Raw genomic sequence first — 14,530 nt, forward strand, 5'->3', positions numbered from 1 at the left:
TTTTATTCTTTTCCATAATATTGCTCGTACGTGCTGCCCTTCATTTTATAATTATTCAAGATGACACCTAATATATTGGCTTTAGCAATCGTTAAGATGGATTTTGATTTTACAACAGCTGCTTTTCCTACTGTGCCCGTATTAACAACTAAAAGAGTACCATCACATTTATTAGATAAAATTTGTGCATCCGATAAAAAAAGTAATGGTGGTGCGTCAATCATCACAATATCGTAGCGTTCTTTCACTTCGTGCAACAATAAAGTCATAGTTTCAGAGGCTAATAATTCTGTTGGATTAGGGGGGATAGCGCCACTCGAAATGATTTCCACACCATCTACAAAGGTTGCTTGAATCACCTCTTGTAAGGTCGCTTGACGTGATAATACAGATGATAAGCCAAAAACATTATCAAGATAAAATGTATGATGGAGCGTGGGCTTACGCATATCAGCATCAATAATGAGGACACGTTTTCCCTCCTGTGAAAACACAACACCGATATTAGCCGCATTGGTCGATTTTCCTTCACCTGCGATAGAGGAGGTGACTAGAATAGTTTTAACATCTTGATTGGGTTGCGAAAATTTAATATTCGCCCGAATGGTGCGATATTGCTCAGAAGGAATTGACATCATATCGGAAACTGTTACCAGCTTGCGAGCCATTGGGATTTTTTTTGTTTTTCTTTTGAACAGCATTAGGAGGACCCCCCGGCTCTTGATTTTTTACTATTGAGTAATTCAATATTACTGACAACTCCAATCACAGGTAATGATAATATTTCCTCGATATCCTGCTCTGTTTTAATCGTCCTATCAAGCGTTTCTAAAAAATAGGCGAGCACGAGTGCCAAGCTGAAACCACCAATAGTCGCTATTAGGAGGTTCAGCAATTTATTGGGTTTCACCGGTACTGGATGTTCACTGGATTGGGCAACAAAGAGAATATTAATATTGTCCACATGCATTAAAATAGGAATTTCCTCTTTAAAAATCTCAGCTATCGTATTGGCAATCTTCACAGCCCTTGCTTCATCTTCATCCTGTACACGAATATTAACCACTTGTGAATTATTGGCGCTTGAAACCTCTATTTGCTTCATTAATGTTTCGGGAGATGTTTCTAGTGCTAGGACATCAATTACCTTTGTTAAAATAACAGGACTTTTGATAATAACATTGTACGTATTAATTAAACGAAGGTCCGTATCAACATTCTGCGCTCCTATTAGTTGCTGATTCTCATAGCTTTTTTGATTGACCAATAATTGAGTTTCCGCTTCATAAATAGGTGTTTGAAGAAAATAATTAATGAAAACAGCAATGCCAATGGACAGTATCATCAGTATTAGGATGAAGAACCAGCGTTTTTGCCATACTTTTACTAGACTTTGAATTGTCATTTCTTCATTCACAAAATGGATCCCTCCTAATGTAGGCAGATAGCTGCAATGCTAATAAAGTATATTAAACAAGCCTATCGCTTATTCGGTCAATGTCGTCTTTTTGTCCGTATCTCTCAAGCTACCACTTACAACAAACACAAGAATATGGAGCACGTTAAAATAAAGAATTTCAAATGTAGAAACCCCTAACATTGCAACTATAATTAACGTCATCAAAACGGTAAGCTGGGCATTCATTCGGCGATAGCCTTTAGCAATGGCTAGCAAAAAACAGCAATAGCTAATCAATGCCAGTAGACCCGCTTCCTGTAAAATATTCATAAATGTATTGTGAGCATGAGATACACCTATAGTCCATAATGATTCCACACCATGCCCCCAAAATTGAACATGCTCAAAAACATATTGCCAAATTTCAAGGCGGCCATCTGTCATATTCGTAGACTTCTTTTCCATTTTTAATAAAATACTTTGTACAGCATCTTGCATCCTATTCATTTTCAAAAAAGCTATTAATACAACTAGAACAGTACCTGCAAAAAGAGCACTAAACTTTAGGAATGGCAGGAAGGCTTTATTCAAGCTTTTGATACTAGAAACAATTACTACAATCGTCACTAGTGCAACCGTGAACAATGAAGTACGTGCATTAGAAAGCAGTATGATATACATACAAATTAAATATATCGTCGTATAAAAAACAAATAATAAAATTAATTTCGGCTGTTGTCGTTCATGTAATATTTTCACGGCTAGCTGATAGAGTCTTATAAGTACAACAACCACTAACCCCATCATAGAAAACCCCATGGTATTGGGATTCTCAAATACACCTGCAAACCCTCCAAACATATAGCGCGCTTGTTGGAAACATACAAATATAAATGGGACATAGGCTATTAAAACACTATTCACAACAATATCCATGACATGCTCTTTCACAAGGTCATTAAAGAAAATAGAAACTGCTAAAAACATGCAATATAATTGAAGACTATTTTTCAATAAATTCATATCTTGGTTTACCCCTGCGGCAATGATACAAAAGAACGTATACATACTAAAAAAAATACTAGCTTGTACATTTTGAATAATAATTTTTTTATGACAAAGTATAGAGATACTAATTATAAAAAGGCTGAGAACTAAAGATAATTTATGGTAAATGCCATCGACGGGCTGCATAAGGCTCATTAAAATAAGAGCGCTAAACATTAATGTGATGAATAGTTTCATATTATTCTCACACTCAATTCTACATAGCTTATCAAAATAAAAGCCACCGCTTCTTCACAACAATATCCTCAAGTTCAAATCGCATGATAGGCTTGTTAGCTAAAACATTTGCATTATTCATGAGGAGTCGCTCAACCATCTCTATTTCATTCTTTTTCTCTAGATATTGAAGTGCCGCTTGGAAGCAAAACGTTCTTGTGCTTACATTATGGGCGTCAGAGCCAATCATATGAATGTAATTTGCTCTTACTAAAGCCAATGATAGTCGCTGCACCTCCTTACCAAATAAGCCTGTTAAACTACCTGTCGTTATTTGTGTAAATGCGCCTTCATGGATGAGGTCATCAAGTCTTTTCGGATTTTCTCTAATAGCAAGGTTTCGTTCAGGATGTGCCAAAATCGGTATATATCCAGCACATTTTAAACGTCTAATTATCTCTTTCGTATAAGCAGGGATTGTAGTTGAAGGAAGCTCTAATAGAATGTAGTGGGTGTGAGCTAATGTATGAAGTTGCTTTTGCTGAAGATGAGCCAAAAGCTCATCATGTAAACGAACTTCATGTCCTGTGTGGAGGGTGATTGGGATTTTTTGTTGCAGCAGTAACTGTTGTAAATAACGGACTAGCGCTTCTACCTTGCGATATGGGACATGATAATGTGGATGCATAGCATGTGAGGTACAGACTATATCTGTGATCCCCTCCCGTGCAGCTTGCCTCAACATGTTTAAGGAATCCGTTTCTTCTTTAGGTCCATCATCCACATCAAATAATATATGGGCATGAAGATCTATCATTTTGATCACATCTTTCTTCTTTAATCCATCTGCAGAAAATCTAGCCTTTTTCTTTTTTATGATGGATGCTCCTCAAACATGACTCTGGCTAAATTAAAAAAGAGGCTCTCTAGATATGAATCTAGAGAAACCTCTAACTTTCAATATTATTTCGCGTACTCTACAGCACGAGTTTCGCGAATGACTGTTACTTTAATATGACCTGGATAATCTAATTCTTCCTCAATACGCTTGCGAATATCACGTGCAAGACGATGAGAAGCTAAATCATCAATTTTTTCAGGTTGTACGATTATTCGGATTTCACGTCCCGCTTGAATTGCATAAGATTTCTCTACGCCATCATAGCTTTCTGAAATTTCCTCTAATTTTTCAAGTCTGCGGATATAGTTTTCAAGTGTTTCACTTCGTGCACCTGGACGAGCTGCTGACAATGCGTCAGCTGCCGCAACTAATACCGCGATAACAGATGTTGCTTCTGTATCACCATGATGCGAAGCAATACTATTAATAACGACTGGGTGTTCCTTGTATTTTGTTGCTAATTCCACGCCAATCTCAACATGGCTACCTTCTACCTCATGGTCAATGGCTTTACCAATATCATGTAATAAGCCTGCGCGACGAGCTAACGCCACATCTTCACCTAATTCAGCTGCCAGTAAACCTGCCAAATGCGCGACTTCAATTGAATGTTTGAGAACATTTTGTCCATAGCTTGTACGATATTTCATGCGGCCTAAAATTTTCATTAAATCTGGATGTAAGTTATGAATGCCAATTTCAAATGTAGTTTGCTCACCAGTTTCGCGGATTTGTTCATCCACTTCACGACGAGATTTTTCCACCATTTCTTCAATACGAGCTGGGTGAATGCGACCATCCTGTACAAGTTTTTCAAGTGCAAGTCGAGCCGTTTCACGACGGATTGGATCAAAGCCTGATAAAATAACCGCTTCTGGAGTATCATCAATAATTAAATCAATGCCTGTTAACGTTTCCAACGTACGAATATTACGGCCTTCACGACCAATGATGCGACCTTTCATTTCATCATTTGGCAAGTTTACAACAGATACTGTTGTTTCAGCTACATGGTCTGCAGCAAATCGTTGTAGTGCCAATGATAAGATTTCACGTGCCTTTTTATCTGAGTCTTCTTTTGCACGTGTCTCAGCTTCCTTCGTCATCACAGCAATATCAGTTGCTAGCTCTTTTTCTACTTCATTTAAGATAATTGATTTTGCTTCTTCTCTAGTTAAAGCAGAAATACGTTCTAGTTCTGTTTTTTGTGATGCAACGAGCTCGTCCACTTTGCTCTCCATCTGTTCAATATGCTGTTGTCTTTCAGCTAGAGCTTGTTCTTTACGCTCTAAGCTTGCTTCTCTCTTATTTAGAGTATCATCCTTGCGATCAAGATTCTCTTCTCTTTGCAATAAACGGTTCTCTTGTTTTTGAAGTTCTAAACGACGTTCACGAATGTCATTTTCGGCTTCAGTACGAAATTTGTGAGTTTCATCTTTGGCTTCAAGTAGTGCTTCTTTCTTTAATGCCTCCGCTTCTCGTTTTCCTTCTTCAACGATTGTTTCAGCGACATGTTTAGCACCAGTGATTTTTGAGTCATTCACTTTTTTCATGTAGATATAGCTAACAGCGGCACCAACGATGAGTCCAAGCAAAGCGGAGATGATAGTAATTCCATCCATATGAACACCTCCTCTTGCTATTTGGGTATTACAGTTTCAGTCGGCGCATACATCTATGTCCCTCGGCAAATTGTACAAGATTTTGTTAGCCTTTAAAACAAAATCCGTTTAATTGACCAAAGGTATTATCTGCATTCAGTAGGCGTTTTGACATCCTTCGAAAAGGATATTTAACTATAAAACTTTTGCTAAATGAAGATAAAATGTACTGCCTATTTAAAGTCATAATTCAGAAATTATACATATTTAATTGTATAGCTAGCCATCAGCTCTGTCAAGGATAGTCGGGCACCTGTTCGCCCTCTAAACAGAAAAAAAGTAAGTCCTATCCATTCAGTGAATTTTTTCCCTATAACTTTTACACTAGAAAAAAATTTACCTTTTATACCTTTTACGTCCACCCAGTACATAAGAAATAATTTCTGAGGCATATAGCTTCTATCTTATTATGTGTAAAAATTTTAGATTATAGACAAAAAAAGCATTGTTCCCTTAATAAATTGGGAACAATGCAATCGTTTGATTATTCTTCATCAAGAAGTGACATTAATTCTTCATCCATCTCGTCTTCTTCATGCGCAGCAATTGTATAGGAAGAAGCTGCAATACCATAAGAGGATCGAATTTTGTTCGAGATATCTTCCAAAACAGCAGGGTTTTCTTTTAAATACTGTTTTGCATTTTCTCGCCCTTGACCTAGACGCTCATCACCGTAGGCATACCAAGAACCACTTTTTTGCACGATGTCTAATTCTACACCTAAATCAACTGTTTCGCCTTCTTTAGAAATACCTTCTCCATACATAATATCAACTTCAGCTGTACGGAATGGCGGCGCTACTTTATTTTTGACAATTTTAATTTTCGTACGGTTACCAACAATATCATTACCTTGCTTAATAGCTTCTGCACGGCGAACTTCTAAACGTACAGAGCTGTAGAATTTAAGGGCACGTCCACCTGGTGTTGTTTCAGGGTTTCCGAACATTACCCCAATCTTTTCGCGAATTTGGTTAATGAAAATAGCAATCGTTTTTGATTTGTTAATAGAACCTGAAAGTTTACGTAATGCCTGTGACATTAAGCGGGCTTGTAAGCCGACATGAGAATCCCCCATATCTCCTTCAATTTCAGCTTTTGGCACTAGAGCAGCAACGGAGTCAATAACAATAATATCAATTGCACCACTACGAACTAGTGCTTCTGCAATTTCAAGTGCTTGCTCCCCTGTATCTGGTTGTGATAATAATAGCTCATCAATATTGACACCTAATTTTTGAGCATAGATAGGGTCTAATGCATGTTCTGCATCAATAAATGCTGCTTGTCCACCTTTTGCTTGTACTTCAGCAATAGCATGTAAAGCAACTGTTGTTTTACCTGACGATTCAGGACCATACACTTCAATAATACGTCCACGTGGATAACCACCTACGCCTAATGCAGCGTCAAGTGCTAGTGATCCACTTGACGATGTGGCAATTTCTAAATCGGTTTTTTCACCGAGTTTCATAATTGAACCTTTACCAAAATTCTTTTCAATTTGTTTTAAAGCCTGTTCTAAGGCTGCTTTACGATCACTCATTCATTTTCCTCCTTTGAAAACTGTTCACTGTGTTTGTCTATCTCTACTATACTTGTTTTTGAGAAAACACGCAAGAAAAAAGCGAACATTTATTCGATTTTTATACAAAATAAAAATTTGGATAGTTTTCCTCTACCCAAATTCCTATTTTCACTCTATGTTAATATCGTTTTGTATAACCGCGTTCTTCTAAAAGCTGCATTAAATAATGGCATGTAAATTTCACTGCACGAAGTCGATTTGTATTTCGCATACCAGATAAATGAAGTAAGTATGTAAGTGGCTCCTCATCATTGATGGCAATACCAATCCAAACCGTTCCTACTGGCTGATGGTCATGTGCTGTAGGCCCTGCTTCTCCTGTTAGCCCAATTCCAATGTTTGTACCAAATTGTTTCCGAACTGCACTTGCCATTGCAGCAGCACATTCACCACTAACAACGCCGTGCGTATCTATTAATTCTTGTGAAATACCAAGATGCTTTACTTTTGCTTCTGCCGCATAGGTCACGACACCTCCAATGAGTGCGTCCCCTACCCCTGGAATTTCTGCAAGCTCCGATTGAAACAATCCTGCTGTTAAACTTTCCGCAGCAGAAATAGTAAGATGATTATCTAAGAGCATTTCAACTGTCTTTGAAGCAAGTGAATCATCATCCATACCATACTGATAGTCACCAACAAGGGCCTGTATCTCAGCCACTTTGGCTGCAATAAGTTGCTGGGCTTGCTGTTCTGTTTCTGCCTTTGCTGTTACGCGCAATGTTACCTCACCATCCGACGCAAGTGGAGCGACGGTTGGATTTGTTTGAGCATCTAAAATATCCTGTACCTGAACTTCAAGTTCGGCTTCACCAATGCCATAAAAACGCATCACATGTGAGGCAATAATCCCTCCATCATTAAGCATCGCGGCAAGTTTAGGCTTCGCCTCAAATTGAAACATAGGCTCAAGCTCTTTTGGTGGCCCTGGAAGTAAGATATACGTATGATTATTATTGTTGAAAATCATACCAGGCGCCATTCCATGGTGATTGGCTAGTATTTCGCTTCCAGCTAGAATTAAAGCCTGTTTCCGGTTATTCTCCGTCATAGGACGTCCTCGCTTGGCAAAAAACTGCTCAATATAAGTTAATGCTACCTCATCAAACTCAAGAGAAACACCGAGATGGCGAGCAATCGTTTCTTTTGTTAAATCATCTTTCGTAGGTCCTAGTCCTCCCGAAAATATAATTAAATCTGCACGAGATTCTGCCACTTCAATAGCTTGTTCTAAACGTTTTGCATTATCACCAACTACTGTATGGTAAAAAACATTAATGCCTAGCTCGGATAACTGGTTCGAGATAAATCTCGCATTTGTATTCGTAATTTGACCTAGTAATAGCTCTGAGCCCACCGCTAGAATTTCAGCATTCATGATTCACAAGACCTTTCTTATTTAGACTCAAGTAAAACACGTCGATTAAGGTAGAAGTAGTCCCACCCAGACCATAGCGTAAAGAACAATGCTACATATAGCATTATCATATCAAAAGGAATACCAATGAGTTCGAAAATTGTGTTGTGTAAAAGCGCAGCAGCGATTGCTACTATTTGTGCCCAAGTCTTGATTTTGCCAAGCTGATTGGCCGCTACGACCTCTCCTCCACCTGCCAAAATAAGGCGTAAACCCGTAACAGCGAATTCACGGCTAATAATAATAATAATCACCCAGGCTGGTGCCATATCAAGCTCTACCATTAAAATAAAAGCTGCTGATACAAGTAATTTATCAGCTAAGGGATCTAAAAATTTCCCAAATGTAGTCACAAGATTATACTTACGTGCATAATAACCATCTACCCAATCAGTTGTCGAAGCTAAAATAAAAATAAGTGCACCTATAAAATGATGGATTGGCATCTCTGCCCCAAATAGAGTCAATGTTCCCCAGCCAAAATCAAACATCATAACAATGACAAAAAATGGAATAAGCAAGATTCGTGAGATGGTAATTTTATTTGGTATGTTCATTTTTCTAACACCTTTCATGATGAAAGAAAGTAGCCATCACATGATGACTACTGTTCTTTATTGAAATTGATGACGATATTTTGAGTTACAACTTGCTGTGCATATGTGAGAAGCTCGTCATTAATATAGATTTTAGCTTGCGTAGAATTACCAAGACGAATACGAACATAATTTTGAGTCGTCGCGTCGAATTCTACCACCTCACCAGCATTATAAACACGAGTATCCGTTAATAATTCTTGTTGCTGTTGATTACGAATACCAACAAATGTAGGACCTGAAACCTCAATTTTCAGTTTCAGTGTATCTGTACCTGTTAACGTGTATGAAGTTGTTGCTCCATCTGTTTCAACAGTACCCGCGGAAATGGTTTGCTTGATCTCTTCAGTTTGATCAGTTTGATCTTCATCAGTTGGTGTTTCTTCTTTAGAATCTGTATCTTTTTGGTCATTTTTCAGAGCATCTTTTTCTTCTTTTTCTTCTTTTTCTTTCTTATCTTTCGCACTATCAATAGGCTTAACATTCGTATCGTATTCAATTTCAGGAGACGTTGTGTTGCCTTCGCTTGTCCCTGGACTGTTTTTAGATTGCCATAGCACCCATATTGCTACAATGATTACGACAATAAATAACGCAACAATGATTTTCGGCATTGCCTCCATCATTTTATTGGAAGGGCCTTTCGTGACCTTTCTTCTGCTTGGACTATTCGTGATAGATTGACTTACTTGATCATTTGGAGTACTTGGCAGTTCATTTTTATAAGTCTCTAATATTTCTTCTGCATTTAAACCAACCGCATCTGCATATTGTTTAATAAAAGCTCGTACATAAAACGAGCCAGGCATAATGGAATAATTGCCCTCTTCAATTCCTACTAAATAACGCTTTTGAATTTTCGTTATTTCTTGTAAATCGTCTAAGCTGTAGCCTTTAGACAGTCTCGCCTCTTTCAGTCGAGTCCCTAATTCTGCCACTAATAACACCTACTTTAACATCAAATTAAAAATTAAATCCACCAAATGAATCGGATTCGGACATATGATTTTTTTCCATTATTTCATAAGTAATTTCTTCATCTGTGTGATGACGTAATTCAATAATATAATCAAAATCCTCTATTTTATATTCGGAATGCTGAACAAACATATCTGGATGCTCTACAACCTTGATGCATGGCATATTCATCATTTCACGCACTAATTGTAGATGTCGCTCATCAGATGAACGACGAGTCACAATACCATCTAAAATAAAGATATTATTACGACTAAATTCATCCCCCACTAATTTATTACGAACCGTTTGTTTTATCATCGTGGATGATAGAAAAATCCACTTTTTATTGGCACAAACACTTGCTGCTACTATAGACTCCGTTTTACCAACACGTGGCATGCCACGGATACCAATCAGCTTATGTCCCTCTTTTTTAAAGAGTTCGGCCATAAAATCGACTAAAATACCAAGTTCATCTCTTACGAAGTGGAAAGTGTTTTTTTCGTCTGCATCTCTTGGAATATAACGACCGTGTCTAATAGCTAAGCGGTCTCGAAGTTTTGGTTGTCGAAATTTGGTTACGTTAATATGTTCCATTGTCGAAACAATTGTACGAAAACGTTCAATTGCCTCATCGTTGTCTGTATGCACTAACATACCACGCCGATCCTCATCGACACCATTGATTGAAATAATATTGACACGAAGCATCCCTAAAAGTGAAGCAATATCTCCTAATAATCCAGGGCGATTCACCTGAATCTCATATTCAAAGTACCAATCGCTCAACACACTCGTTCCCTTCCTATTAGTTAACGTAAAAAATCCTTTATAAGTTCCATCATAGCTGATTTTTTATGTAATGGAAAGTTAGAATACATGGAATTGCGGCGTTATTTTTAAAAACTTACTATTTTTTTTGAATGCATAGAAATAAGGCTTACATACGTTCCCGTTTTCACAAAAAAATAAATTTTTTATATAGAAAAAAGAGGAGATAAGCTCTCCTCTTTTTTTATTGCACATGCTTATTTTGGACAAGCTTAACGACACAATTCGCCAATGCATGCTTTTCATCTTCAGAGGCAACGCCCCATAAATCCGACAGCACTCGCTCTTGCTCGTTTTTAGGATCTACATTTGAAGCTAAATATTCACCAATTTGGACAGCAGCTGCTTGAATCATTTTCTTAGGCATGCCACTTGATTCAGCTTGCATAACGTTTTGTCCTAAAAACGATGTCCATTTTTGCCAGTTTTCTAAAATGGTCATATGTTTCTCCTCCTTTACACATGTAGTATGTGTAAAAAAGAAGATTATATGTACCAACCACCATTTAATCGAATGATTTGTCCTGTCACGTAATCGGCTTTCCCAGACAAATAAAAACGAACCATCTCAGCCACGTCTATTGTTTGTCCAATTGAGCCTAGAGGAATATCCTCCAAAATATAATTAAGCTCCTCTTTGCTTAAATGACTGTTCATCGATGTATTAATGAAGCCCGGAGCAATGGCATTTACTCTGATACGAGATAATGCTGCTTCCTTTGCATAGGATTTAACAAATGCATGTTGTGCTCCTTTTACAGTTGCGTACAGCGCCTCCCCAGCAGATCCAGCTTCTCCCCATATAGAGCCGATAAATAATACATAGCTGACATCATGCTGACGAAGCTTTTCAGATAGTAAAGCTGTCAGCCTCATCGGATTTTGAACATGGACTCTCCATAATGCGTCCATATCTTCCACTGTTGTATCCTCTAGCAGCGAATAATGCGCTTGTCCATTTGCGAAAATAATAGCCTGCACATTAAAAATCTGTGCGGCTACCATTTCTGCTCCTGTTACAATTGAAAAATCCCCCTGTACAAGCATAAATTCTTGTGCAGGGAAAGTTTTAGTAAGTGTATCGCATAAAGTTTCTGCAGCATTTTTATTAGTTGAATAGTGTAAATAGATAGACCAGCCTTCTTCAGCCAAGCTATGACAAATAGCGTGACCAATTTCACCTGAAGCACCTAGTACAAGAGCAAACTTTTTCACTAGGCATCCTGCTTACTTGGTAAAATTTTAAACACGGTTTGTTGAGATTCACCCTGAACTGAGACAAACGCTTTGTACAAATCATCAATTGTTAATTCCTCAAGAACTGGTACAACATCAAATAAATTCATGTCATTAAAGGAATAACGAGTAAATTGGTTAGCGATAAATTCTATAGAATTCAAAGCACGTAAGAAGAAACCAATTTTTTTGCGTTTAATACGTTCAAGATCAGCACTTTCAAATTGTGAATTCCCTTCAAATTTGGCCAATTCTTCTTTAATTGCCGATGTTAATTTATCAGGCTCTGAAGAATCAGAACCAATCATTGCAAATCCAAAACCATTTTCTAATGTAAAATCAAACGCATATGTTTCATCAATTAAACCTTCTTCGTAAACACGTTCATAAAAATTAGATGTACGTCCAAAAATAAGTTCCAGCGCAATTTGAACAGATAGCTCATGCTTTAACATTTCTCGACCTGACAAATTGGTTTCTTTTGCCTTCAATCCAACATAAACCTTAGGCTTTTGTACATCCATGTTTAATGTTCGTTCGCTAATCGCTACCTCAGTTGGTTCTTCCTCAAAGAAACGTTCAATGGATGCAGGTTCAGAAAACTCTTTTTTACCCTGATTTTCACGGATAAAAGTCATCATTTCCTCTGGGTCAACCGCACCAATCACAAATAATAGCATATTAGATGGGTGATAAAACGTATTGTAGCACGTATATAAATGATCCGCCGTAATGCCATCAATCGATTCAATTGTCCCAGCAATATCAATTTTTACGGGGTGATGATGATACATATTTTCAATCGTACCAAAATATAAACGCCAATCTGGTTGATCATCATACATCGTAATTTCTTGCCCTATAATTCCTTTTTCTTTGTTGACAGTCGCTTCTGTAAAGTATGGCTCCTGTACAAAATTCAATAACGTTTCAGTACTTTTGTAAATGTTATCAGTTGAAGAGAATAAGTATGCCGTACGCGTAAACGATGTAAAGGCGTTAGCAGAAGCACCATATTCACTGAACTTTTGGAAGACATCTCCATCTTCTTTTTCAAACATCTTATGCTCTAAGAAGTGAGCGATTCCATCTGGCACAGTAATGCTTTCTGTTTGACCAATCGGTATAAACGTGCGATCAATAGAACCATACTTCGTTGTAAAAGTTACAAATGTTTTAGAAAAACCTTTTTTCGGCAATATATATACATCTAAACCATTTTCAAGCTTTTCATAATAAAGGGTTTCATCTAGTTGCTTAAATTCAATTGTTTTCATTGTGCGGCTTGCTCCTTTCCACTTAAGAAATAGACCGCTTCAAGCTGCACTTGCTTCGCCATGTCCACAACATCTTCCTTCGTCACAGCTTTCCACTTATTTGCCCAAGATTCTACAGAGAACTCCTCCGGTAAATCTTTATATTGATCAAAAATTTCGATTTGTCCACGGGCAGAATCCAAGGACTCTTTTAATTGATTCGTGAGCATAGCTTTTGTTTGTTCTAGTTCTAAATCTGTTATGTTACCAGACTGCATTGTCATAAGCTGTTCTTTAATTAAAGATAACGCCTTTTCCTCATTTTTAGCCTCAATCCCAGAAACTACAAATACAAGACCATAATGTGAAGCATAGGAGCTAGAAGCATAATAAGCCAGACTCTCTTTTTCACGAACATTCATAAATAATTTTGCATGTGGATAACCACCGAAAATACCATTAAAAATCTGCATTTTAGCAAAGTCTGGATTACCAAATCTTACAGGCGTACTAAAGCCAATGTGAAGCTTCCCTTGCTTCATCTCATGCTGTTCTCGAACATAATCGTTTTGAGGATGCTGTTGCGGAAGAACGGCTGGCACTTCTTCAGGCGTACGATCATTAAATGGTAGCGCTTTTTTTAATTTCGCTACAATTTCCTCTTCATTAATATCCCCAGCAACATAAATATCTATTTTATCGTTAGCTAGCATGGATTGATAAGCCTCAAATAAGGAGGAAGGTGTAATTTTTTGAATTTCCTCGACACTACCATTTGCCGAAATAGATGCTGGTTCATTTGGTCTTAGGATTTGCTGTAAGCGGAATTGAGCAAAGCGAGATTTATCATCGAAAATAGATTCAATACGTTGTATAACTGTCTTCTTTTCTCGTTCCACAATGGATTCCTTAAAGACTCCATTTTCTAAATTAGGCTCAAAAATAGCCGTATGCAGTAAACCAAGTACGTCATTTAACACACTTGTATTTGCTAAATAGTGATCATTTACAGTCTCCACATTCATGAGGACTGTATGCTCATTCCCTCTTTTAGACGTATCAAAATATAAAACAGTGCCATATAGATCGTCTAAAAAGCTTCGAAAAGCAGCGGTTGTTTTATATTTAGCATTACTATGCTGCAGGACATTGGTTAATACAGTACGTTCCGATGCACTTTTAGCCGTTAATGCTCTTCTCCATTTAATTGAAAAATTTACGGTTTTAAATTGGGTCGTTTGTCGGATATGCAAATTGACACCTTTGGCAAAAGGTATAGTTTTAAACATATGAAACCCTCCTATCCTTCTTAATATAACGATGTACTACACATACTATACATGTCTACTGTCTATAATTGCAAAAAGAATCCAAAGTATGTATGGGAAAAATTATAAATTATATGCATTCAACATGGAAAAAAAGACTGAGCATATTTCACTCAGTCTTTGATCATGACTT

The 14,530-nt window shown here is 37.4% G+C and carries 14 protein-coding genes; all 14 read right to left on the reverse strand.

The window, feature by feature from the left end; translation table 11 throughout:
* Window positions 1-2 precede the first annotated feature (2 nt).
* The 14 genes from ACP3VS_RS00965 to yfmF all read right to left on the reverse strand — a co-directional run bounded on the left by ACP3VS_RS00965 (window position 3) and on the right by yfmF (window position 14,358).
* Window positions 3-701: a CpsD/CapB family tyrosine-protein kinase gene (locus tag ACP3VS_RS00965; RefSeq protein ID WP_012293336.1), complete on the reverse strand. Its 699-nt coding sequence runs from the start codon at window positions 699-701 to the stop codon at window positions 3-5.
* Entirely contained in the window at window positions 701-1,417 is a 717-nt protein-coding gene (locus ACP3VS_RS00970; RefSeq protein WP_012293335.1) for a YveK family protein, read from the reverse strand. The genes ACP3VS_RS00965 and ACP3VS_RS00970 overlap by 1 nt, the downstream gene beginning before the upstream one ends.
* A gap of 69 nt (window positions 1,418-1,486) precedes the next feature.
* Window positions 1,487-2,422, reverse strand: coding sequence for an O-antigen ligase family protein (locus ACP3VS_RS00975; protein WP_230591371.1), 936 nt, complete (start codon window positions 2,420-2,422; stop codon window positions 1,487-1,489).
* Window positions 2,423-2,675: 253 nt separating this feature from the next.
* Window positions 2,676-3,440, reverse strand: a complete 765-nt coding sequence (locus tag ACP3VS_RS00980) for a tyrosine-protein phosphatase (RefSeq protein ID WP_012293333.1) — start codon at window positions 3,438-3,440, stop codon at window positions 2,676-2,678.
* A gap of 146 nt (window positions 3,441-3,586) precedes the next feature.
* Window positions 3,587-5,146 carry a ribonuclease Y gene (rny, locus tag ACP3VS_RS00985; RefSeq protein WP_012293332.1) on the reverse strand — a complete coding sequence of 520 codons (1,560 nt, stop codon included), beginning with the start codon at window positions 5,144-5,146 and terminating at the stop codon, window positions 3,587-3,589.
* A 523-nt stretch (window positions 5,147-5,669) separates the two neighbouring features.
* Complete coding sequence (recA, locus tag ACP3VS_RS00990; RefSeq protein ID WP_031419019.1) at window positions 5,670-6,731, reverse strand: recombinase RecA; 1,062 nt, start codon at window positions 6,729-6,731, stop codon at window positions 5,670-5,672.
* A 160-nt stretch (window positions 6,732-6,891) separates the two neighbouring features.
* Window positions 6,892-8,151, reverse strand: a complete 1,260-nt coding sequence (locus tag ACP3VS_RS00995; protein ID WP_012293330.1) for a competence/damage-inducible protein A — start codon at window positions 8,149-8,151, stop codon at window positions 6,892-6,894.
* Window positions 8,152-8,168: 17 nt separating this feature from the next.
* Window positions 8,169-8,747 (reverse strand): CDP-diacylglycerol--glycerol-3-phosphate 3-phosphatidyltransferase, encoded by a 579-nt coding sequence (gene pgsA / locus ACP3VS_RS01000; RefSeq protein ID WP_031419015.1) that lies wholly within the window; start codon window positions 8,745-8,747, stop codon window positions 8,169-8,171.
* 47 nt (window positions 8,748-8,794) lie between these two features.
* Window positions 8,795-9,733 carry a helix-turn-helix domain-containing protein gene (locus ACP3VS_RS01005; RefSeq protein WP_426388302.1) on the reverse strand — a complete coding sequence of 313 codons (939 nt, stop codon included), beginning with the start codon at window positions 9,731-9,733 and terminating at the stop codon, window positions 8,795-8,797.
* Between the two features lie 16 nt (window positions 9,734-9,749).
* Window positions 9,750-10,535 carry a DUF3388 domain-containing protein gene (locus ACP3VS_RS01010; RefSeq protein WP_008178931.1) on the reverse strand — a complete coding sequence of 262 codons (786 nt, stop codon included), beginning with the start codon at window positions 10,533-10,535 and terminating at the stop codon, window positions 9,750-9,752.
* A 226-nt stretch (window positions 10,536-10,761) separates the two neighbouring features.
* Window positions 10,762-11,019, reverse strand: a complete 258-nt coding sequence (locus tag ACP3VS_RS01015) for a DUF3243 domain-containing protein (protein ID WP_008178933.1) — start codon at window positions 11,017-11,019, stop codon at window positions 10,762-10,764.
* Between the two features lie 44 nt (window positions 11,020-11,063).
* Complete coding sequence (gene ymfI, locus ACP3VS_RS01020; RefSeq protein ID WP_012293326.1) at window positions 11,064-11,792, reverse strand: elongation factor P 5-aminopentanone reductase; 729 nt, start codon at window positions 11,790-11,792, stop codon at window positions 11,064-11,066.
* On the reverse strand, window positions 11,792-13,090 hold the full coding sequence (gene yfmH / locus ACP3VS_RS01025) for an EF-P 5-aminopentanol modification-associated protein YfmH (protein WP_012293325.1): 1,299 nt from the start codon (window positions 13,088-13,090) through the stop codon (window positions 11,792-11,794). Before yfmH ends, ymfI begins: the two co-directional genes overlap by 1 nt.
* On the reverse strand, window positions 13,087-14,358 hold the full coding sequence (gene yfmF / locus ACP3VS_RS01030; RefSeq protein ID WP_012293324.1) for an EF-P 5-aminopentanol modification-associated protein YfmF: 1,272 nt from the start codon (window positions 14,356-14,358) through the stop codon (window positions 13,087-13,089). The genes yfmH and yfmF overlap by 4 nt, the downstream gene beginning before the upstream one ends.
* Between the last annotated feature and the right edge of the window lie 172 nt (window positions 14,359-14,530).

Source organism: Lysinibacillus sp. VIII_CA (assembly GCF_049943995.1).
Taxonomy (GTDB): domain Bacteria; phylum Bacillota; class Bacilli; order Bacillales_A; family Planococcaceae; genus Lysinibacillus; species Lysinibacillus pinottii.

Coding starts and splice junctions, on each gene's coding strand:
- ACP3VS_RS00965 (WP_012293336.1), bottom strand. CDS start 701: ATGCTGTTCAAAAGAAAAACAAAAAAAATCCCAATGGCTCGCAAGCTG.
- ACP3VS_RS00975 (WP_230591371.1), bottom strand. CDS start 2,422: ATGAATTTATTGAAAAATAGTCTTCAATTATATTGCATGTTTTTAGCA.
- ACP3VS_RS00980 (WP_012293333.1), bottom strand. CDS start 3,440: ATGATAGATCTTCATGCCCATATATTATTTGATGTGGATGATGGACCT.
- rny (WP_012293332.1), bottom strand. CDS start 5,146: ATGGATGGAATTACTATCATCTCCGCTTTGCTTGGACTCATCGTTGGT.
- recA (WP_031419019.1), bottom strand. CDS start 6,731: ATGAGTGATCGTAAAGCAGCCTTAGAACAGGCTTTAAAACAAATTGAA.
- ACP3VS_RS00995 (WP_012293330.1), bottom strand. CDS start 8,151: ATGAATGCTGAAATTCTAGCGGTGGGCTCAGAGCTATTACTAGGTCAA.
- pgsA (WP_031419015.1), bottom strand. CDS start 8,747: ATGAACATACCAAATAAAATTACCATCTCACGAATCTTGCTTATTCCA.
- ACP3VS_RS01015 (WP_008178933.1), bottom strand. CDS start 11,019: ATGACCATTTTAGAAAACTGGCAAAAATGGACATCGTTTTTAGGACAA.
- yfmH (WP_012293325.1), bottom strand. CDS start 13,090: ATGAAAACAATTGAATTTAAGCAACTAGATGAAACCCTTTATTATGAA.
- yfmF (WP_012293324.1), bottom strand. CDS start 14,358: ATGTTTAAAACTATACCTTTTGCCAAAGGTGTCAATTTGCATATCCGA.